18 protein-coding genes are annotated in these 22,205 nt (G+C 36.1%); 16 read left to right on the top strand and 2 right to left on the bottom strand.

The genetic code is table 11. From position 1 onward, the window contains the following. Window positions 1-42 precede the first annotated feature (42 nt). The 3 genes from BUB45_RS01660 to BUB45_RS01650 all read left to right on the top strand — a co-directional run bounded on the left by BUB45_RS01660 (window position 43) and on the right by BUB45_RS01650 (window position 3,581). Window positions 43-651: a ComEA family DNA-binding protein gene (locus BUB45_RS01660; protein WP_073004520.1), complete on the top strand. Its 609-nt coding sequence runs from the start codon at window positions 43-45 to the stop codon at window positions 649-651. 78 nt (window positions 652-729) lie between these two features. Beyond that, on the top strand, window positions 730-1,308 hold the full coding sequence (locus tag BUB45_RS01655; protein ID WP_073004518.1) for a ComE operon protein 2: 579 nt from the start codon (window positions 730-732) through the stop codon (window positions 1,306-1,308). A gap of 2 nt (window positions 1,309-1,310) precedes the next feature. Next, complete coding sequence (locus BUB45_RS01650) at window positions 1,311-3,581, top strand: DNA internalization-related competence protein ComEC/Rec2 (protein ID WP_073004516.1); 2,271 nt, start codon at window positions 1,311-1,313, stop codon at window positions 3,579-3,581. Window positions 3,582-4,137: 556 nt separating this feature from the next. On the opposite strand, the gene BUB45_RS01645 is transcribed toward BUB45_RS01650, so the two are convergent. Then, complete coding sequence (locus BUB45_RS01645; RefSeq protein WP_072740890.1) at window positions 4,138-4,272, bottom strand: YqzM family protein; 135 nt, start codon at window positions 4,270-4,272, stop codon at window positions 4,138-4,140. A 536-nt stretch (window positions 4,273-4,808) separates the two neighbouring features. Between BUB45_RS01645 and holA the strand changes: the two genes are divergently transcribed. Continuing rightward, window positions 4,809-5,834, top strand: coding sequence for a DNA polymerase III subunit delta (gene holA, locus BUB45_RS01640; protein WP_073004515.1), 1,026 nt, complete (start codon window positions 4,809-4,811; stop codon window positions 5,832-5,834). A gap of 401 nt (window positions 5,835-6,235) precedes the next feature. Here holA and rpsT read toward each other — a convergent pair whose 3' ends face one another. Beyond that, on the bottom strand, window positions 6,236-6,502 hold the full coding sequence (gene rpsT, locus BUB45_RS01635) for a 30S ribosomal protein S20 (protein WP_073004513.1): 267 nt from the start codon (window positions 6,500-6,502) through the stop codon (window positions 6,236-6,238). Between the two features lie 285 nt (window positions 6,503-6,787). On the opposite strand from rpsT, the gene gpr reads away from it, so the two are divergent. The 12 genes from gpr (at window position 6,788) to mtaB (ending at window position 22,071) form a co-directional block, all read left to right on the top strand. Continuing rightward, window positions 6,788-7,894 carry a GPR endopeptidase gene (gene gpr / locus BUB45_RS01630; RefSeq protein WP_258871247.1) on the top strand — a complete coding sequence of 369 codons (1,107 nt, stop codon included), beginning with the start codon at window positions 6,788-6,790 and terminating at the stop codon, window positions 7,892-7,894. Between the two features lie 404 nt (window positions 7,895-8,298). After that, window positions 8,299-9,462 carry a stage II sporulation protein P gene (gene spoIIP / locus BUB45_RS01625; protein WP_073004511.1) on the top strand — a complete coding sequence of 388 codons (1,164 nt, stop codon included), beginning with the start codon at window positions 8,299-8,301 and terminating at the stop codon, window positions 9,460-9,462. Window positions 9,463-9,474: 12 nt separating this feature from the next. After that, the gene (locus BUB45_RS01620; protein WP_073004509.1) at window positions 9,475-9,786 is read left to right on the top strand and encodes a hypothetical protein; all 312 of its coding nucleotides are present in this window, start codon (window positions 9,475-9,477) and stop codon (window positions 9,784-9,786) included. Window positions 9,787-10,220: 434 nt separating this feature from the next. After that, window positions 10,221-12,029 (top strand): translation elongation factor 4, encoded by a 1,809-nt coding sequence (gene lepA / locus BUB45_RS01615; RefSeq protein WP_073004507.1) that lies wholly within the window; start codon window positions 10,221-10,223, stop codon window positions 12,027-12,029. Between the two features lie 204 nt (window positions 12,030-12,233). Continuing rightward, window positions 12,234-13,388, top strand: a complete 1,155-nt coding sequence (gene hemW, locus BUB45_RS01610) for a radical SAM family heme chaperone HemW (RefSeq protein WP_073004498.1) — start codon at window positions 12,234-12,236, stop codon at window positions 13,386-13,388. A 324-nt stretch (window positions 13,389-13,712) separates the two neighbouring features. Beyond that, entirely contained in the window at window positions 13,713-14,744 is a 1,032-nt protein-coding gene (hrcA, locus tag BUB45_RS01605) for a heat-inducible transcriptional repressor HrcA (RefSeq protein ID WP_073004496.1), read from the top strand. A 169-nt stretch (window positions 14,745-14,913) separates the two neighbouring features. Further along, window positions 14,914-15,522, top strand: a complete 609-nt coding sequence (gene grpE / locus BUB45_RS01600) for a nucleotide exchange factor GrpE (RefSeq protein WP_073004495.1) — start codon at window positions 14,914-14,916, stop codon at window positions 15,520-15,522. A gap of 29 nt (window positions 15,523-15,551) precedes the next feature. Next, the gene (gene dnaK, locus BUB45_RS01595; RefSeq protein WP_073004493.1) at window positions 15,552-17,393 is read left to right on the top strand and encodes a molecular chaperone DnaK; all 1,842 of its coding nucleotides are present in this window, start codon (window positions 15,552-15,554) and stop codon (window positions 17,391-17,393) included. A gap of 192 nt (window positions 17,394-17,585) precedes the next feature. Next, complete coding sequence (gene dnaJ, locus BUB45_RS01590) at window positions 17,586-18,713, top strand: molecular chaperone DnaJ (RefSeq protein WP_073004492.1); 1,128 nt, start codon at window positions 17,586-17,588, stop codon at window positions 18,711-18,713. Window positions 18,714-18,997: 284 nt separating this feature from the next. Next, the gene (gene prmA / locus BUB45_RS01585) at window positions 18,998-19,945 is read left to right on the top strand and encodes a 50S ribosomal protein L11 methyltransferase (RefSeq protein ID WP_073004490.1); all 948 of its coding nucleotides are present in this window, start codon (window positions 18,998-19,000) and stop codon (window positions 19,943-19,945) included. A 15-nt stretch (window positions 19,946-19,960) separates the two neighbouring features. Continuing rightward, window positions 19,961-20,719 carry a 16S rRNA (uracil(1498)-N(3))-methyltransferase gene (locus tag BUB45_RS01580; RefSeq protein ID WP_073004488.1) on the top strand — a complete coding sequence of 253 codons (759 nt, stop codon included), beginning with the start codon at window positions 19,961-19,963 and terminating at the stop codon, window positions 20,717-20,719. Further along, the gene (gene mtaB, locus BUB45_RS01575) at window positions 20,719-22,071 is read left to right on the top strand and encodes a tRNA (N(6)-L-threonylcarbamoyladenosine(37)-C(2))-methylthiotransferase MtaB (RefSeq protein ID WP_073004487.1); all 1,353 of its coding nucleotides are present in this window, start codon (window positions 20,719-20,721) and stop codon (window positions 22,069-22,071) included. The genes BUB45_RS01580 and mtaB overlap by 1 nt, the downstream gene beginning before the upstream one ends. The last annotated feature ends 134 nt before the right edge of the window (window positions 22,072-22,205 follow it).

Here is a 22,205-nt window from a genome sequence, read left to right as displayed (position 1 = left end):
TGAGATTCTATGCTTATGTGCAAGAAAAAGGAGTGATTCCCCTTGTACACAAATAAAGTAAAACGTATTCTTTTTATCATTGCTATTCCTATAGCAATCATTGTAGTTCTCCTCATAACGAGTGGCGAAAAAGATGAGGATGAAGCGGAAAGGAAGGTTGATGTGAATGATCAACCAATAGATCCTAGCCTGCCTTCATCTACTGGGCAAGAAAAAGATGTTACTTCTTCCATATATGTTGATATTAAGGGAGAAGTAAAGAACCCGGGAGTGTATGAGATGGATACGGAAGAACGTGTCATTGATGCGATTGAAACTGCTGGCGGATTTACAAACAATGCAAATGAGTCTCTCGTGAATTTAGCCCAAAAAGTTCATGATGAAATGGTTATTGATGTATTGCCCGTTGGCGCCAATGGAACACCAGCTTTAACGAATGGGCAACATACGGATATTTCTAAAATTAGAATTAATCAAGCTACTGTTGAGGAGATTGAAGCCTTAAATGGAATTGGGCCAGCAAAAGCAGAAGCAATTGTGCAATACCGAGACGAAAATGGTCCTTTCCAACAAATTGAAGATTTATTAGAAGTCTCTGGGATTGGCGAGAAAACATTAGAGTCACTTGAAGACGATATTCAAGTACCATAGTAACTATCAAAATAATCCTATGCTTAATTAGCATGTAGTAGAAATTCTTTAAAACAGAAATTATAGGGGGAGATAGGAATGGAACGCATTTCATGGGATCAATATTTTATGGCACAAAGCCATTTATTGGCTCTTCGTAGTACGTGTACAAGACTGATGGTCGGTGCCACTATTGTAAGAGATAAACGAATAATAGCTGGTGGTTATAATGGCAGTGTGTCAGGGAGTGTCCATTGTATTGATGACGGTTGTTACGTCATTGATGGACATTGTGTGAGAACGATTCATGCTGAGGCAAATGCATTACTACAATGTGCAAAGTTTGGTGTTCCTACAGATGGTGCTGATATTTATGTCACTCATTTTCCGTGCTTACAATGCTGTAAACAGTTGATACAATCGGGTATACAAACAGTAATTTATGCAGAGGATTATCATAATCATCCATACGCTGTTTCTCTATTTTCGGAAGCGGGCGTAAAAACAAAAAAAGTAGAACTTGATGATGTTAAGGTTGATACGAATTATATGGAAAAACAAGTATTTGTAAAACAACTTCTTCAAAAAATGGAAGAAGGAGTGCTAGAAGCGGATGAGTTAAGAAACTTAAGCGAAGATGCTATACGTCTGTTTCAATTAGATGTCCAAGGAGATTAAATGTGAGTGGGTATTGGCATTTTGTTGCATCTGCTGCTTTGATAAGTATGCTGGCTAAGTTAACGAATTTGCACAGTCTTGCTTTCATTCTATTTATGGTATGGATATGTTATTTATTCTACAAGAAGTGGATAGCCATCCTTACTGTGATGCTATCCATTCTATCTCTTCTCTTTTTCCACTTTTATCTTCCGGAACTCCCTAATCATAACACACTCTCTCCTCCTGATGATCCAACAACAATATCTGGCACGATTATAAGTTCTGTTGAAAAGTCTTCTTCCCGCCTTACTTTTACGATCCTTGATAAACAAACAGATGAAAAAATCGCAGTCGCCTATTTTTCAGACGAGGAGATCGATTATAACGAAGCTATACGGTATGGCTCTGTATGTTCATTCACTGCAGAATGGAACGTACCAGACGCTGCTACAAATCCGGGTCAATTTGACTATCGTAAGTATTTATTATCACAAAAAATAAAGTATGAAGCAAAGTTAACCGACATTGATTCATTAAAATGTATAAGTAAAACAGGTTTAATGCAGGTTCTTAAAGGAGTTAGACATAAGGTGCTCGGATATATAGATAGGCGTTTAACTAATGAAACGGCTGGATGGATGCGAGCACTTGTGTTTGGAGATGATTCCTATGTAAGTGAAGACATCGTAGCATTGTTTGAACGTTGGGGGTTGAGTCACCTACTTGCTATTTCTGGTTTACATGTGGGGATTGTAGTTGGGCTAGTATATTTTTTGTTAATTAAATTAAACCTACTCACAAAGGAGTGGGCGCAGTGGGTTATCCTTATATCTTTGCCTTTGTATGCTATTCTTGCTGGTGGGGAGCCCTCCGTTTTACGGGCGAGTTTAATGGCTTGTGTGGGTATTATCCTACATAAAACAGGCTGGAAATGGAATGTTACAGATATTTTAAGTTTGATATTTTTGTTTTTGCTTGTTACAGATAAATATATGATGTATCAAGTTGGCTTTCAGCTATCCTTTGCAGTAACATTTGCTTTGCTATTGTCCAAACAAATATTATTACAGTCGAAGAGCCGCTTTGCTCAAGTGTTATCTATTAGCTTTATTGCTCAAATTGCCATTTTACCAATTCAATTTTATTACTTCTCTTTATTTCAGCCTGCTTCCATATTTGTGAATTTGCTTATGGTTCCGTATTACTCCGCTTTTGTAATTCCTATCATGTTTTTCATGCTTATTTTGCTACCTTTCCCTTGGATTTCTTTGTTGGATACTTGGTTTTTAAACATTCACGAAATAGCGATGCAAATAGTTTATTGGTTTGATGAATATGTACATTACCCTATGGTGAGCGGTCCATTACCTTGGATAATAATACTTACCTATTACGTCTTGCTATTTTGTTTTATGCAATTATGGGAGAAAGGAAAATTAAAACAAGCTTTTAGTTTTGCGGTCATGCTTGTTTTGTTATTAACGCTAAATGGTTTACGTCCTTATTTATCACCATATGGGACAATTACGATGCTAGATATTGGGCAAGGTGATGCATTTGTTGTTGAATTGCCTTATCGTAAAGGAACGATATTTATTGATGCTGGGTCGTCTTTTTCATTTCAAGAACAAGCACCTTCAGACCGGGTACATGATCAAATTATAAAGCCATATTTATATTCTCGAGGAATTCAGCACTTAGATGCTATCATCTTAACCCACGAGGATACAGATCATATTGGAAGTGTATCTTACCTACTGGAAGATTTTGCAGTAAATACGGTTGTAGTTAGCCCTTTTTTTAGTACCAAGGCGTTGTATTTGCTGCAACTCACAGAGGACGTGGAACTAGCCACTATAAAAGGGAATTCAAAAGTGACTATCGCTGGTCATTGGTTTAATGTTCTTGCCCCAATTCAAGATAACAATGATACAAATGGAAACTCCATTGTATTGCATACAACGTTGGGAGGAAAAGAATGGTTATTTACTGGTGATATTTCAAAAAAAGAAGAAAAGAAGATAGTGAAACAATATCCAAATTTGTCTGTAGATGTTTTAAAAATTGCTCATCATGGCAGTGACACATCCACGGATAGACAAGTTCTTTCACAACTTTCACCAGAGATTGGTTTGATTTCTGTAGGAAGGGACAATCTTTACGGACACCCTCATCAAGACGTGATGCAAAGACTTAAAGAACAAGGAGTAACAATATTGCGTACAGATTTACATGGCGCTGTTCAATATCGATTCAAAGGGAAGGAAGGTCATTTTATAATTAGAAAATAACGTAAATCTTGAAGTAAACAAATTTTTTAGTTTCGTGCTTCAATTCACCCTTACCTTCCATCAAAATATTAGGTATGAAGAACGAAATAACATGCAAGAGCATATACTTTATTAGGTTAGCAAAAGTGTTTGATTAGAAGCAAGCCATTTATTGTCACCATGCAATGAGAAAAGCTCGGCTTATTGTTAAAATCGTTCTACAGCTTTTATGTACGATAAAACACTCTCCTATAGTAAAGAACAAAGGCTCAGGGCGCCCGGTTAGCAACGTAGCGAGTGGAACGAATCAACGAAAGTTTTAGGAATCATGCTCCTGCAACAGGAGTATGCCGGCGCCCTCCGGCAAGCCCGTCTTTAGTCGGCCTTCTTATTTAGAACGAACCGATGATGACTTAGCTTAAGGCAATGGAGTGAAGTCGCCTAGTTGCTGGGCGCTGGAGCCGGACGTGGCTAAATAACTTAGTTAGTTTATCCACAGCTGCAAAATTTTATAAATTCCTAGACCAATAAAAAAGAGACTGTAAACAGTCTCTCTTTATGTAAGCTACTTATTACATTAAGATCCAAGCACACTAATGGTTACCCCGATTGCAAAAATTAACAAAAAGAATACAAATGAAAATGTAAAGCCTTTAATGTTATCAACGACGTCATTTGTTTTAGACTGAATGTCTTTTTCAAATTCGTTCATGTTAACCCCTCCCATATCACCAATAGTATAAGCCAAATCATTTAAAAAATCCAGTTTTCATTTATTGTAACATATAAACGTTTTCATACCAAAACTAGAAAGACTTAACATCCATAATTTATAACAGAGAGGACATGATAGAAATAAGTCAAATATCGTTTAGTGAATAGTTCCTAGGGCTTTTCGCTAAGCGTTTATATAGATTAGGGAGGGAATGCCTTTGTTTATTTGTAAGCATCCCTCTCTGTTGTTTTTTATGCTCCACATAAGCTGATATCGGAACGTTTAAGAATTGGAAGCTACAAGTTGGAAAAGTCATATGAGATTTGAGTTTTGCCGTAATTACGGCTTGTGCTAGCAATGAATGTAGATGAAGAGAATCCTTATTGTTGTAAAGTATGCAAACGAAAAAAATCGCTATATTTTGTGCTAGTTTGTGGTACACGAATAGCGTTTTTCTATGTTTAGTCTTGCCATTCTCACTCAGACGATTTACCATGGTGTAAGAAGATAGGTTTAAAAAATGGAGTGAAAATATGGATTACATAGAAGTAGTCAAACAATTAAATAAGAAACAGCTAGCACCTCTATATTTAGTTTATGGAACTGAATCCTTTTTTATACAACAATTAAAAAATAAATTAAAACGAGTTACAATTAACGATGATATAGATAATTTAACCGTGTATGATTTAGAGGAAACTCCGATTGAAGATGTCATTTCTGATGTGGAGACCTTTCCATTTTTTGGTGAACGTAAACTAATTATTGCGAATAACGCTTCATTTTTAACAGCAAAACAGGAAAAAAATGCAGTAGATCATCAGTTGAAAATTCTGGAAACATACGTATCAAATCCTGTAGATTATTCTATTTTACTAATTATTGCTCCATATGAGAAGTTAGATGAAAGGAAAAAAATAACAAAATTATTAAAAAAACAGGCTACAGTTGCTCATTGTAGAGAAGTAAAAGAGTATGAATTACGAAAATGGATGAAACAACTGGCAGATCAACTGAAAATTGAGATAACAGATGAAGTATATGATATGCTCGAAGCAGAAATTTCAACTAATCTGCATCTTTTGGAAAGCGAATTACATAAATTTTCTTTGTATGTCGGAGAAGGTGGTGTGGTAACGAAAGAAATCGCGAATCAATTATTGTCTCATACTGCTACAAGTTCATCGCTTCGACTGGCGGATGCAGTTATGAAAAGGGATTTAACTCAGGCAATTGAAATTTATAAAGATTTAGAAAAACAAAAAGAAGAACCAATCGCTTTGGTAGGTTTGCTTGCATTTCAGTTTCGTATCTTGTTAAGAGTGAAGCTTTTAAAACAGAAAGGCTATACGCAGGGACAGATGGTCAAACAACTTGGTGCCCATCCATATGTAATTAAATTAGCTTTAGAGCGTGAAGCGAAATTTACAGTGAGGGCGCTACACTATTTTATGAATCAGCTTGCAGAAGCAGATAGTATAATGAAGCAAGGTGGTATGGAAAAAGATGTAGCATTTGAAATGCTTTTATATCAATTAGTGAAACGAAATGGTGCTTAAAACATCAATACTATCACTATCTCCTTAACGACTTGGTGATTTTTCTCAGCTATATACCTATCATTACGATACTGTAATCCATAAACTTTCCTATATTGTAAATTAAAAACGATCCATAGCGGATCGTTTTTTTATTATCTAGAAAATTATAAAATTTTGCAGCTGTGGATAAACTAACTAAGTTATTTAGCCACGTCTGGCTCCAGCGCCCAGCAACTAGGCGACTCACGAAATAACCCTACGATAAGTCATCATTGGTTCGTTCTAATTAGGAAGGCCAACTAAAGACGGGCTTGCCGGGGGGCGTCGGCATACTCCTGTTGCAGGAGCAGGATTCCTAAAACTTTCGTTGATTCGTTCCAGTCGCTACGTTGCTAACCGGGCGCCCTGGGCCTTTGTGCTTATGCGCCAAGCTGGTTAATTTTGTTAGCTAGACGTGATTTTTGACGGTTCCCGAAATTTTGATGAACGACGCCTTTTTGTACAGCTTTATCGATTGCTTTTTTAGCTACGTTATAAGCAATGCTTGCATTTTCTTTATCATTTGCTTCAATTAACTTTTCAACATGTTTGATATGAGAACGCATAGCTGATTTTTGTGTATTGTTATTTGAACGCTTTTTTCTATTTGTATCAACACGTTTAATTGCAGATTTAATATTTGCCATTGACTTCACCTCCTAAAACTTCACCTTCATCGATTATATCTCGGTTATAATCCAAAAACAAATCGTTATGTGACTCTATGTTTTTGTCTATCGACAAAAGTCATTTTACCAAAGCAAGCGCATGTTTTCAAGTAACCTCTATACTTGAGTACGATTTTAATGTTTAAAAAGTGCTGTTTTTTTCATTTTCTAAGTCAATTTACCTAAATCATTATGATATTGCGACATGTATGAGTTTTATCTTATTGTTTACACTAAAAGCAAAATGGAAAAAGGGTGATTGTCTTGGGGCAACGGAATAAGCACATAGTACCTTACCAAGTAAGGACTGATTTAGCAGTAGAAGCGAAAGATATGTATGTAGAGAAGCAAGAGCAATCGGAAAAATCATTAAAAGGTGTGAATATTAAAGAAAAAGAGAAAGACGGTGTAAAAGTTTCTTATGTAAATATTGATCAAACGGGCGCTAAAATGCTGCAAAAAAAACCTGGAACGTATATTACGATTTATGCAGATGGGGTAAAACGTCAAGATACAGATAGGCAACACTTGGCAGCTCAAGTTTTAGCAGAGGAACTAGAGGAACTTCTAAGTGCAAATGGAATTCCCCCGGATGCTAAAGGACTTATTGTTGGTCTAGGCAATTGGAATGTAACTCCTGATGCACTTGGTCCAATGACAGTAGAGAAAGTTTTGGTTACCAGTCATTTGTTTCGTCTAGAGCACGAGACAGTTTCAAGTGGGTATCGATCAACGGCAGCAGTTACACCAGGGGTTATGGGAGTAACAGGAATTGAAACAAGCAATATTATTTTCGGTATTGTGGAAAAGTTTGAACCAGATTTTGTTATTTGTGTGGATGCACTTGCTTCACGATCAATAGAAAGAGTGAATGAGACCATTCAATTGTCTAACACAGGCATACACCCAGGATCTGGTGTAGGAAATAAGCGGAAAGAAATTAGCTATGAAACATTAGGAATACCTGTTATGGCAATCGGCGTTCCTACAGTCGTTGATGCAGTAACGATTGCCAGTGATACGATCGATTTTATCTTAAAACATTTTGGTAGGGAATGGCGAGAAAAAGATGCACCTTCAAAAGCTTTAACTCCGGCTGGTCTAGCATTTGGGGACCGTAGTTTAAGTGATGATGATATGCCGGAAAAAGAAAAGCGTGAGACATTTCTTGGAGTAGTAGGTGGTCTTGAAGATGAAGAAAAAAGACAGCTTATCTCAGAAGTGCTTACTCCTTTAGGGCATAATTTAATGGTTACACCAAAAGAAGTAGATGGATTTATGAAAGATATGGCAACTGTTCTTGCTAATGGAATAAACGCAGCACTTCATGAGAAGATCGACGTAGATAATGTTAGTGCTTATAGCAGATAGAAAAGCGAATAAATCGAATACATTGACATAATTCTAATGAATAATATTCGATGTAAATAAGCATAGAGATAGTAGATCCGAACTTTAATGGTACGGATTAAAGTTCGGATTGTTTTGTGTTGTAAAAGAATCCCATTGAGATTTTCTGTCTCGCACGAAGAAAAAGAGTATACATACTGTTTTTTAATTAGTGTCAAGTCTTTCTAATTCTAAGTTAGAAACTGCTAGAGAGGAAATCCCAACTTATGAAGAATTTACTTTATAGAAGTGGAATTGGTGGTTCTAGTTTTTGAAAATCCAACATAGAGTAATTTAGAAGAGTTAATAGTTTAAGAGGTGGATCTATTAAAAGGGGCTGCGTATACTTGTTAACATAGATAGCATGTAAAAGAAAGGATGAAAGCATGAGAGCAAAGGCTGTACGTGTTTTTTTACCTAAGAGTAGCGTGTATATTATTGGCTTTATATTTTTATTTTTATTTATTGCAGCGATGACAGCGATAAAACCCGCTTACAGGTTATCATCAGAAATGATAACAGAATGGACAAGTGATTTAGATAGCTCTTTCTTTTATTATTTACTGAGCAAAGAAAATCGTGCATTTGATGAAGGTTTTCTTGCTGAGAAAGGGGAGCCTGATGTAATCAATACCTTATTTCAAATGGTTACTAGTTTAAAGCCGAATGATCCGAGAAGTCTATTAAGAAATGAAGTGCCGGGTTTTTCTCATTTTGATAATCGAATGATTGTAGCTGGTCAAGGGACTGACTTTACAAATTTCCCTATAGAATCATCACCTCCTTTGAAAGAAGTTTTAAAAGAAAGGCAAGCTATAATAGAGGGTAGTGAAGAAGAAGGAAAAAAAGAAGCGAAAAAAAATCAAGAGCGTAATGAAGCTACACCGTCTACTGGAGATAGACAAGTGGTTTACTTATACAATTCACATAACAGAGAATCGTTTTTACCGCATTTACCTGGTGTAGAAGATCCGAATGAAGCACATCATAAAGAAGTAAATATAACAAAAGTGAGCGATCACCTAGCAAAATCACTAGAAGAAAACGGCATTGGGACGATAGTCGAAAACAAGGATATTATGAATGAATTAAACGATAAAGGGTGGGGTTACGGAAAATCGTATCAAGCTTCTAGACAAGTTGTAGAGGAAGCAATGGCAAATAATAAGGACATGCAATATGCATTTGATTTACATCGGGATTCCATTGGTAGAGATAAAACGACTGCAAAAATAAATGGGAAACTTTTTGCCCGTCTTATGATAGTAATTGGCGCAGAACATGCTGAATATGAAAAAAATCAGAAGCTAGCAACAAAGTTACACTACCTATTAGAACAACATTACCCAGGGTTAAGTAGAGGAGTTTATACCAAAAAGGGCGCAGGTACAAATGGGGTTTTTAATCAGGATTTATCGAATAATGCACTATTATTTGAATTTGGTGGCGTTGAGAATAACTTGGACGAGCTTTATCGTTCTGCTGATGCACTCGCCGATGTATTTAGTGAAATGTTTTGGGACGCAGAGAAGGTTGATACGTCATCCTAGGAGGTGTAAAAAATGGCTCGTGCTATGATTGTACTACTTTTATTAGCAGTTTGTTTTTTAGCGGGTGTTGTTCACGGGAATAATGGGGTTGGTCATGAAGAAGCAGATTCTGTTTTTCAGGCGCAGGATGTAATAGGTTCAGATGAACTAGATAATGAAAAAAATATAAAGTCAGTTGCAGAAAGGAATCCTGAGCAACAAGTCCAACCTGATGTGCCAGCGCCATCTACTGAAAAAACGGCTTCTGTTTTAGAAGCTAGTATTACTGGCTTTTTTGAAGCAGTAGTAACAATATTGTATCAAATAGCAGAGTTGTTTTTTTAGCACTACTAGAAAAGTATGATGCTATTATAACTCAGTTGTTACATTTTTTGTAGAAATTTACGGTTTATCGTAAAACAAAACAAAGCTTATTGTCATAAATAAATGACAATAAGCTTTGTTTAGAATACAAATACTGGGAAAAGGGGAATAATTCTCGCAATTTTTTACTCGAAGTGAAATAGAAATACGTTGTTCCTTTTTGAACTCGTAAAAAGCTATGTTTCTTATTACATCCAAAGAATATAATTGATTTATGTAAGAGTTCTAAAAGTGAGAGGATTTTTGGTATGGTAATTAGTTGACAGCTTAAGCGCATCATTGTTCTTGAATATCATTGTTTCTATTGCTATAATCTAACCTAGTCATTCTCGTCGATAATTAAGGTTTTCTACAAGTAAAGAGGCTGGTAGAAAAAGTAGGAGTGAACATCATTAATGGCAGAAATTCAAAGAAATGTGCGTAATTTTTCAATTATCGCTCATATTGACCATGGAAAGTCAACGTTAGCTGACCGTATTTTAGAGCGTACAAAAGCTATTACGCAACGAGAAATGAAAGATCAGCTTTTAGATGCAATGGATTTAGAGAGAGAACGTGGTATTACCATTAAATTAAATGCTGTACAACTGAATTATCAAAGTAATGCTGGAGAAGAATACCTTTTTCATTTAATTGACACACCTGGTCATGTTGATTTTACATATGAAGTATCCAGAAGTCTTGCTGCTTGTGAAGGTGCTATTCTAGTTGTGGATGCAGCACAAGGAATTGAAGCACAAACACTAGCTAACGTATATTTGGCATTGGATAACGATTTGGAAATCATACCCGTAATTAATAAAATTGATTTACCAAGCGCAGATCCAGAACGGGTGAAACAGGAACTTGAAGATGTCATCGGTATCGATAAAGATGATGTTATTTTAGCTTCTGCGAAAGCGAATATAGGAATTGATGAAATCTTAGAACGTGTTATTGAGGCGATCCCTGCACCTGAAGGCGATTCAGAAGAACCCCTTAAAGCATTGATTTTTGATTCTATGTACGACCCGTATCGCGGAGTTATAGCTTATGTTTGTATTAAAGAAGGCTCTTTGAAGGTTGGCGATAAAATCAAGATGATGGCCACTGGAAAGGAATTCGAAGTGAATGAATTAGGTGTTTTTAGACCAAAACCAGTAAATAAAGACGAATTGATTGTTGGAGATGTAGGATACTTAACTGCTTCCATAAAAAATGTTGGGGATTCAAGAGTTGGTGATACGGTTACATTAGTAGAACGCCCAGCTAAAGAACCATTGCCTGGATATAAACGTTTAAATCCAATGGTCTTTTGTGGATTGTATCCTGTAGATTCCAAGAACTATAATGATTTACGAGAAGCTTTAGAACGTTTAGAATTAAACGACTCATCCCTACAATATGAAGCTGAAACATCGCAAGCGCTAGGTTTTGGTTTTCGTTGCGGATTTTTAGGGCTATTGCATATGGAAATCATTCAAGAGCGCATTGAAAGAGAATTTAACATTAGTCTAATTACTACGGCTCCAAGTGTTATTTATGAAGTAGAGCAAACGGATGGGACAACAATCAACGTTGATAATCCAGCATTTATGCCGGACCCACAACAGATTAAAGAAGTAAGAGAGCCTTATGTGAAAGCAACGATAATGGTTCCAAACGAATATGTCGGTTCTGTTATGGAAATTGCTCAAAAAAAGCGCGGTCAATTTATGGATATGGAATATTTAGATGATATTCGTGTTAATGTTATTTACCATATTCCGTTGTCAGAGATTGTGTATGATTTCTTTGACCAATTAAAGTCGCAAACGAAAGGCTATGCTTCATTTGACTATGACTTAATTGGTTATCAGGCATCCAAGCTAGTTAAAATGGATATTTTATTAAATGGGGATACAATTGATGCACTATCGTTTATTGTTCACAGGGACTTTGCTTATGAACGCGGTAAGCATATTGTAGACAAATTAAAAGATCTTATCCCTAGACAGCAATTTGAAGTCCCGGTACAAGCGGCAATTGGTAACAAAATCATTGCTAGATCTACTATTAAAGCAATGCGAAAAAATGTTTTATCCAAGTGTTATGGTGGGGATATTTCAAGAAAGAGGAAACTATTGGAGAAACAAAAAGAAGGAAAAAGACGGATGAAGATGGTTGGTTCTGTTGAAGTACCTCAAGAAGCATTTATGGCTGTTTTGGAAATGGATGATAATTAAATAAATTTAACGTTCTACTGCCATATTGTAATTATTGTGAAGTGTTGGCGGTAGAACGTTTTTTATCGTTTTTATTGCTAGTTTGTTTTTATTGCTAGTTTGATTGAAGAATTGCACTATGTTAGAAATAAAATCATAGTAGCGCGTATTTAGCTCAAGTTTTATATAAGCATTGCTAATTTGATTTTAAAGAAGGAGCATTTTATGATACCAATACATTCTGTCTATATTCATATCCCATTTTGCCAACAAATATGTCATTACTGTGATTTTACAAAGTTTTTTTATAATGAACAATTGGCAAATGATTATGTTGATGCGTTAAAAAAAGAAATGTCTACCTACGTTCCTGAAAAGGAAAAGAAAGTAAAGACGATTTTTATCGGAGGTGGAACGCCTACTGCTTTAACCGTTCCGCAGTTAGAGGCTGTTCTCCGTCATATTGCAGAAACATTCGATCTTCATGAATGTGAAGAATTTACCATTGAAGCAAACCCTGGAGATTTCAGCAAAGAGAAGGTTGCTTTGCTAAGAGCCTATGGGGTGAATCGAGTTTCACTTGGTGTACAAGTGTTTGATAATGAGATGTTAAAGACACTTGGAAGAATTCACACTGTAAAAGATGTGTATGATACCGTCTCATTATTACAAGATTATGGAATTCATAACATCAGTACTGACTTGATATACGCCCTTCCGAATCAAACAGTTACTCATTTTAAAGACTCATTAACAAAGGCTATGAACTTGGATTTGCCACATCTTTCAACATATGCTTTGCAAATTGAACCTAAAACCGTTTTTTATCAGCGTTATAAAAAAGGAAATCTCCCTCGACCACCTCAAGAAGATGAGGTAATAATGTATGATATTTTAAAAACAACTGCGGCGAAAAACGGCTTAAATCAGTATGAAATTAGTAATTTTGCTAAGCAAGGTTTTGAAAGCAAACATAATTTGACATATTGGAATAACAATTTTTATTATGGGTTTGGGGCAGGAGCGTACGGTTATCTACCTGGCAAACGATATGGTAATATTCGACCTTTACCGGCTTATATTAAACAAGTTAACAAAGATGGAAAACCTGTTTTACATGTAGATACAATTGGGAAAAAAGAGCAAATAGAAGAAGAAATGTTTCTCGGTTTACGTAGAATGGAAGGGGTAAGCAAACGTCAGTTTACACATAAATTTGGTGTATCTATGGATAAATTATATCGTCCATCTATAGATGAACTTGTGCAACGTGGATGGTTACTAGAGCGAGAAGACCAAATAGCATTATCAGAAGAAGGTAAAATAGTAGCTAATGAAGTATTTGAAAGGTTTTTGTTAGACGATCTGGTATTTGGATAGATACAAAATAGCTTGTGTAGTAGATGTATATACACCGATTATTTATGATAAAAATGACATTGAAGTAAAATTGATGAAGATACGTTATAGCTAAAATAATGCGTTGTGTATTGGCGCTGTTGTTTGTTTGTATGAACAGTAGAAAGACAGTAATCTCCTACTAAACATGTAATTTTTATTACAAATAGGATAATCTTTTGGCTGCTTCATTAAAAAGATTTCTAATTGCTTTCATGCCATTTTATTGACAAAAAAATGTGGATTTGATAATTTATTATTAGCATTAGCACTCGAAAGCAATGAGTGCTAACAGAGGTGATCATCATGTTAACAGAAAGGCAGTTATTAATTCTACAAGTCATAATTGATGATTTCATCGAGTCGGCACATCCAGTTGGCTCACGTGCTATTGCCAAGAAAGAAGTGATTCCATATAGTGCTGCTACCATTCGTAATGAAATGGCAGATTTAGAAGACCTGGGATTTCTTGAGAAAACTCATTCTTCATCAGGACGCATTCCTTCTGAAAAAGGATATCGTTATTATGTGGACCACCTCATTTCACCAAATATCCTACACCAAGAAGGCAATGTAATTAAACACATGATTCAAGATGGTTTTTTTGAATTTGAACAAATTGTACAAATGTCTGCAGAAGTATTATCAAAGTTGACCAACTATACTTCCATCATACTGGGGCCTGAAATCTTTGAAACAAAACTGAAACAAATTCAAATTATACCTTTGTCAGTCAGTACTGCCGTAGCGATACTCGTTACAAATACAGGTCATGTAGAACATCGTGCATTTTCTATTCCAGAAGAAATAGATAGTTCAGACCTAGAGAAAATGGTAAATATTTTAAATGATCAGTTGCATGGTGTTCCAATTTTGCAGTTGGCTGAAAAATTTAATGCGGGAATTGAAGCGATGATGCAGAAGTATGTTTCCGATTTAAATAACTCCTATCAACATTTAAAAGGAGCATTCTTACAAGATCATCCTGTCAAATTATATATAGGCGGAAAATCCAATATGTTAATGCAACCAGAGTTCAATGATGTTGATAAGATACGAGCATTTTACACCATGATTGAAAATGAAGATGAGATAGTGAATTTATTAAAGCAATCTAGCGAAGGCATTAAAGTATCTATCGGTCAAGAAAATGATGTTGCAGCGATAAAAGATTTGAGTTTAATTACTGCCGCTTATCATTTAGGAGAAGGGCAAATGGGGACAATCGCATTACTTGGTCCCACGAGAATGGAATATCGCAAAGTAATTTCATTATTAAGTATCCTTTCGAATGAAATGACAGACGTATTATATACGAGATATAAAGATGAAGATTAACTTATACGTTAGGAAGCTTTGATGGCTCTGCGTCCTCTGTAGCAGTTTCTTCGTCATCAATAAGCTACGTTGTGCTAATAAAACGTGCGTTAGGAAAGAAAAAATAATGAGCCCCTATTGTTTCGTTCTCAGTCTAGAACGTGTTATAGTGTATGATGGTTAGTTTAAAATGGAGGTGTCAGGCGTGGAGGAACAGGAAAAAAACACAAATACCGCTACTGAAAATGATGATAAACAGGAAGAAGTAGTGGAAGAAGCAGCGGAATCTGTAGAAGTATTAGATAAAGATGATACAGACGAAGCGAATGACAGTGACGCAGATTCAGAACTACAATCAAAATTAAAAGCACTTCAAGCAGAAAAAGAGGAACTTTATCAAAAGTTACTTCGTGTTCAAGCTGAATATGATAATTTCAAAAAGCGCACGGTCAAAGAGCGTGAAGCAGCTCTTAAATATCAATCACAGGATTTAATTCAAGAATTACTACCTGCTTTAGATAACTTCGAGCGTGCCTTACAAGTTGAAAAAACAGAAGCCACTGCAAGTATAATTGATGGTATATCGATGGTTTATAAGCAAATAAAAGATGCGTTAGCTTCTCAAGGCGCTGAAGAAATTACAGCTGTTGGGGAAGAATTTGATCCAAATGTACATCATGCTGTTATGCAAATAGAAGCTGAAGATAAGCCATCAAATATCGTTGTAGAAGAAGTGCAAAAAGGCTATAAATTAAAAGATCGTGTTATTCGACCAGCAATGGTAAAAGTAAATAAATAATCGTCTTGCTAGCTAAGGAGGAAATGACAATGAGTAAAATAATTGGTATTGACTTAGGTACAACAAACTCTTGTGTCGCAGTAATGGAAGGTGGCGAATCTGTTGTTATCCCAAACCCTGAAGGGAACAGGACAACGCCTTCTGTTGTAGCGTTTAAAAATGGGGAAAGACAAGTTGGGGAAGTGGCAAAGCGTCAAGCAATTACCAACCCAAATACGATCCAATCTATTAAACGTCATATGGGCACAGATTACAAGGTGAAAATTGAAGATAAAGAATATACACCACAAGAAGTGTCAGCTATTATACTTCAACACCTTAAGTCTTATGCAGAAGACTATATTGGAGAAAAAGTAGAAAAGGCTGTTATTACAGTTCCGGCATATTTTAATGATGCAGAACGTCAAGCTACGAAAGATGCCGGTAAGATTGCAGGTTTGGAAGTTGAACGGATTATTAATGAACCTACAGCAGCAGCGTTAGCATATGGAATCGATAAAGAAAATGAAGATCAAACAATTTTAGTATATGATCTAGGTGGAGGAACATTTGACGTTTCTATTTTAGATATTGGCGACGGTACATTTGAAGTTGTTTCTACAGCTGGAGATAATCGTCTAGGTGGTGACGATTTTGACCAGGTTATCATTGACCATATGGTACAAGAATTTAAGAAAGAAAATGGCATTGATTTATCCAAGGATAAAATGGCTACACAACGTTTGAAAGATGCCGCTGAAAAAGCGAAAAAAGAACTATCTGGAGTATCACAAACACAAATCTCTTTACCGTTTATTACAGCGGGTGAGGCGGGCCCTCTACACTTAGAAATGACTTTAACAAGAGCGAAATTTGAAGAACTCTCTTCTGATCTTGTTGAGCGTACGATGGTCCCTACTCGCAAAGCTTTATCAGATGCAGATTACACAGCTAATGATATTGACAAAGTTATTTTAGTTGGCGGTTCTACAAGAATTCCAGCTGTTCAAGAAGCTATTAAACGTGTCATTGGTAAAGAACCATCTAAAGGGGTAAACCCAGATGAAGTTGTTGCGCTCGGCGCAGCTATTCAAGGTGGTGTTCTACAAGGTGATGTAAAAGATGTTGTATTATTAGACGTAACGCCACTTTCTTTAGGTATTGAAACAATGGGTGGTGTAACAACCAAACTTATTGAACGAAATACAACCATTCCAACAAGTCACTCACAAATCTTTTCAACAGCAGCTGATAACCAAACAGCCGTTGATATTCATGTATTGCAAGGTGAACGTGAGATGGCAGCTGATAACAAGACGTTGGGTCGTTTCCAATTAACTGACATTCCACCAGCACCACGTGGAGTTCCACAAATAGAAGTAACTTTTGATATTGATGCAAATGGTATTGTCAACGTCCGCGCTAAAGATTTAGGTACAAATAAGGAGCAGTCTATTACCATTAAATCTTCTTCTGGTCTTTCTGATGAAGAAGTAGAAAAAATGGTAAAAGAAGCGGAAGAAAATGCAGAAGCAGATAAGAAACGTCGTGAAGAAATTGAATTGCGTAATGAAGCTGATCAACTAATCTTTACAACGGATAAAACAATTAAAGATCTTGGAGATAAAGTCTCTGATGAAGAAAAACAAAAAGCAGAAGCTGCTAAAGAAGAGTTGAAATCTGCACTTGAAGCGGATGATATGGATAAGATCAAAGAAAAGAAAGAAGCATTACAAGAACAAGTGCAACAGCTTTCTGTTAAATTGTATGAGCAAATGGCACAAGAACAACAAGCTCAACAAGATTCACAAGAGTCAAATAGTGACGATGATGATGTTGTGGATGCAGAATATCAAGAAGTAGACGATAAAGAAGACAAAGATAAAAAATAAGTACGAAGAACGAAAAAATGAATGAAAGAGTAGATGTTTTCTCTACATCTATTCGGTACTATAAAAGTCAAAGTCAGGATTCTCTTGGCTTTGACTTTTTACACGTTGATCTATATGCGTATATTTGCACACGCTTATAGATGGTGGTAAGATAAAAGCTATGCAAAAGTGTGTAACGGGGAGAGTGATCAAGTGAGTAAACGAGACTATTATGAAGTCCTTGGAGTTGAAAAGGGAGCGTCTAAGGATGAGATAAAAAAAGCGTATCGTAAATTAGCAAGAAAATACCATCCAGATGTTAATAAAGAAGCAGGTGCTGCTGATAAGTTTAAAGAAGCAAAAGAAGCTTATGAAGTATTAAGTGATGACCAAAAAAGATCTCAATATGATCAATTTGGCCATGCTGGACCACAAAGCCAAGGTTTTGGAGGATTTGGTGGTGCGCAAGATTTCGGTGGTGGTTTTGGTGATATATTTGATATGTTTTTCGGTGGTGCAGGTCGAAGAAGAGACCCAAATGCTCCTCAACAAGGAGCGGATTTGCAATATACGATGCAATTAGGTTTTGAAGAAGCTATTTTTGGAAAAGAAGCAGATATCACCATTCCAAAAGAGGAAACATGCGATACTTGTACAGGTACAGGAGCTAAGCCTGGAACAAAGGCAAAAACTTGTTCACATTGTAATGGATCAGGTCAATTGAATATGGAACAGAATACGCCGTTCGGTAAGGTAGTTAATCGCAGAGTGTGTCATCATTGCAATGGATCAGGTAAAATTATTCCAGACAAGTGTACTACATGTGGCGGTACTGGAAGAGTGAAGAAACGTCGTACCATTCATATTTCGATACCAGCTGGAATAGATGAGGGGCAACAAATTCGCGTGTCAGGTAAAGGAGAAGCGGGAGTTAATGGTGGCCCTCCAGGCGACTTATTTGTTGTTGTACAAATTAAACCACATGATTTCTTCAGCAGAGAAGGCGACGATATATATTGCGAGCTACCTTTAACTTTTGCACAAGCTGCTCTTGGTGATGAAGTAGAAGTACCAACTGTGCATGGAAAAGTGAAGCTTAAGATACCTGCTGGAACCCAATCGGGCAAAATTTTTCGTTTAAAAGGCAAAGGTGCGCCAAATGTGAGAGGTTACGGTCATGGAGATCAGCATATTAAAGTGAAAGTAATAACACCTACGAAATTGACAGATCGCCAAAAGGAATTATTGCGTGAATTTAATCAAATTGGTGGTAACGAAGCGGCAGATGAACAAGATAGTTCCTTATTTGAACGTTTTAAAAAAGCATTTAAAAGTGAATAGCTGTGTGCTTCCACACAGCTATATAAAAGTTACATTGTAGCAGTGAAACAGTTCAAATGATGTCCAATGTATAATTAAGCAAAATACTGTCATAAATGGTTAGCAAAAGGTGTAGGCAATACCATTATTTCCATAGGAAACGAGGCAAAAGCCGAGTTTCCTTTTAACACTATAAAAAAGGATAAATTTTTTAAGGTAATCATATAAACAAAACGACGGTTTTTATCGTCATAAAGACTTGATGACATGCCTTCGTTTTTCTAATAAGAAAAGGGTGTATCCATATGAAGTGGTCAGAGCTTTGTATCCATACGACAAATGAAGCGATTGAACCAATATCGAACATTTTACATGAAAACGGAGCTAGCGGTCTGGTGATTGAAGATGCGATGGATTTAGTAAGGGAGCACACCTCCACATTTGGAGAAGTATATGAATTAGATCCAGAACAATATCCTGACGAAGGGGTTTATATAAAAGCTTATCTTCCTATAAATAGTTTTCTCGGTGAGACGGTAGAAGAAATTAAACAGGCCATAAATAATTTAATGTTATACGATATTGATTTAGGCAGAAACCAAATCACATTAAGTGAAGTTCATGAAGAAGAATGGGCAACTGCTTGGAAAAAGTATTATAAGCCTGTGAAAATATCAAAAAAAATTACGATAAAACCGACGTGGGAAGCATATCAACCTGTAGATACAGATGAAATGATTATTGAATTGGATCCAGGTATGGCTTTTGGTACAGGAACTCATCCGACTACAGTACTAAGTATTCAAGCGTTAGAACAGTTCCTAAAGGAAAATGATACAGTAATAGATGTCGGTTCAGGGTCAGGTGTTTTAAGTATTACAGCGGCTTTACTAGGTGCTAATCATGTCTATGCGTACGATCTAGATGATGTTGCCGTAAACAGTACGGTGTTAAACGCTAAAGTAAACAATGTAGAAATGAAAATTACTGCTAAACAAAAAAATTTATTAGACCATGTTACAGTAGAAGCAGATTTGATCGTTTCTAATATTTTAGCGGAAATAATTGTTCGATTTGTTGAAAAAGCATGGAGCCAACTAAAACCTGGAGGTCATTTCATTACCTCAGGTATAACGCAGGCTAAAAAACAATTCGTTAAGCAACATTTGGAACAACAAGGGTTTGAAATAATTCAAAGCAATGAATTAGAAGATTGGGTTTCGCTTGTTGCACGTAAACCTAGTTATGAGTAGAAGAAGGTGAAACTATTGCAGCGATATTTTGTACCTGCACATACATGGGCTGATAAAACCATTAAGATTACTGGAGATGATGCGCATCATATTATGCGTGTTATGCGATTCCAAGTAGGAGATGAAATTATTTGTAATCATCCTGATGGACAAGCGGCTATTTGTAAGATTACAATCTTAGATAATCAGGTAGTTTTTGCTGACATTGTCAGTTGGTTAAATGATCGTACGGAATTACCAGTAAATGTCGCAATTGCTCAAGCATTGCCAAAAAGTGATAAGCTGGAATGGGTTTTGCAAAAAGGGACGGAACTAGGGGCAAATTGTTTTTTACCTTTTCAAGCAGCTCGTTCCATTGTAAAATGGGATGAGAAGCGGAAAGATAAGAAATTAAAGCGATGGCATAAAATTGTTAAAGAGGCAAGTGAACAAAGTCACCGGAACAAAATCCCTACTGTTGAACCTTGTAGGGGGCTTAAAGAAGTAATTGAAGTTGGAAAGAATTTTGATGTCATGTTATTTGCTTATGAAGAAGAGGCTAAGGCTGACCACTATCAATCCTTAGGGTCTGTGTTGCAAAGAATTCAAAATAGACAAAGTATACTTATTTGCATTGGTCCTGAAGGCGGTTTTTCAAATGAAGAAGCGAACATGCTAAAAGAAAATAAATTTAAACCAGTACGACTTGGACCAAGAATTTTAAGAGCAGAAACTGCTGCTTTATATACATTAGCAAGTATTTCGTACCACTTTGAAGAAATGAGGTGTTCATGATGCCAACCGTAGCTTTTCATACATTGGGTTGTAAAGTAAACCATTATGAAACAGAAGGTATATGGAACATGTTTAAGGAACAGGGTTATGAGAGAGTTGATTTTGATCGTAATTCTGATGTATATGTGATTAATACATGCACGGTTACAAATACAGGAGATAAGAAAAGTAGACAGGTTATACGTAGAGCGATTCGAAAAAACCCAGACGCTGTTGTGTGCGTTACTGGTTGTTATGCACAAACTTCTCCAGGAGAAATCATGGAAATTCCTGGGGTGGATGTAGTTGTGGGTACGCAGGATCGAAAACATATGATCCATTATATTGAACAGCATAAAAAATCAAAAGAACCAGTAAATGGCGTTTCTAATATAATGAAGAATAGAGTCTTTGAAGAAATGGATGTACCTGACTTTTCTGATCGTACTAGGGCTTCTTTGAAAATTCAAGAAGGATGTAATAATTTCTGTACTTTCTGTATTATTCCGTGGTCACGTGGGCTCTTACGCTCAAGGGATCCACAAAATGTACTTGAACAAGCGCAAAAGCTTGTAAATGCAGGATATAAAGAAATTGTATTAACTGGTATTCATACGGCAGGATATGGAGAAGATATGAAAGACTATAATTTTGCCATGCTCCTACGTGATTTAGAAACAAAAGTTGATGGATTAAAACGAATTCGTATTTCATCCATTGAAGCTAGTCAAATCACGGATGAAGTGATAGAAGTGTTGGATAAATCTGAGAAAGTCGTTAGCCATTTGCATATTCCATTACAATCAGGCTCGGACTCTGTCTTAGCAAGAATGCGTAGAAAATATTCAAGTTCTTACTATAAAGAAAAAGTATTGAACTTAAAGAAGGCTCTGCCTGGTTTAGCGATAACGTCGGATGTTATTGTCGGTTTTCCAGGGGAAACAAATGAAGAATTTCAAGAGACTTATGATTTTATTAAAGAAATTGGTTTTTCCGAATTGCATGTTTTTCCTTATTCTCGAAGAACAGGGACACCAGCAGCAAGAATGGAAAATCAAGTTGATGATGAAGTAAAAAACAACCGCGTTCATCAATTAATCGAATTATCGAATCAGCTGGCTAAAGCATATGCGACAAATTATGAAAATGAAGTATTAGAAGTAATACCAGAAGAACATTCACATGATGAAGAACACCCTAATCAATTAATCGGCTATACAGATAACTATTTAAAGGTTGCTTTTTCTGGTACACCAGATATGATTGGAAAACTTGTGCGTGTGAAAATTATAAAAGCAGGATACCCGCTTAATCAAGCAACATTTGTCAAAGTGTTAGATGAAACGGCATATGATAAAGTAGTCACATATTAATTGCAACATTTCAGCAACAAGAACAAAACTTTGAAAGTTTTTGTTCTTGTTGCTGGTTTTTGTTTTATTTAGTAAATGTTTAGGAATAAAGTATATAACATATTAAATATAACAAAAATATGAAAAGAGAAAGC

The sequence above is a fragment of the Virgibacillus chiguensis genome, assembly GCF_900129865.1.
In the GTDB taxonomy this organism is placed as follows: Bacteria; Bacillota; Bacilli; order Bacillales; family Amphibacillaceae; genus Virgibacillus; species Virgibacillus chiguensis.
Note: the sequence above shows the minus strand (reverse complement) of the source record. Positions and strands in the feature narration are given on the sequence as shown.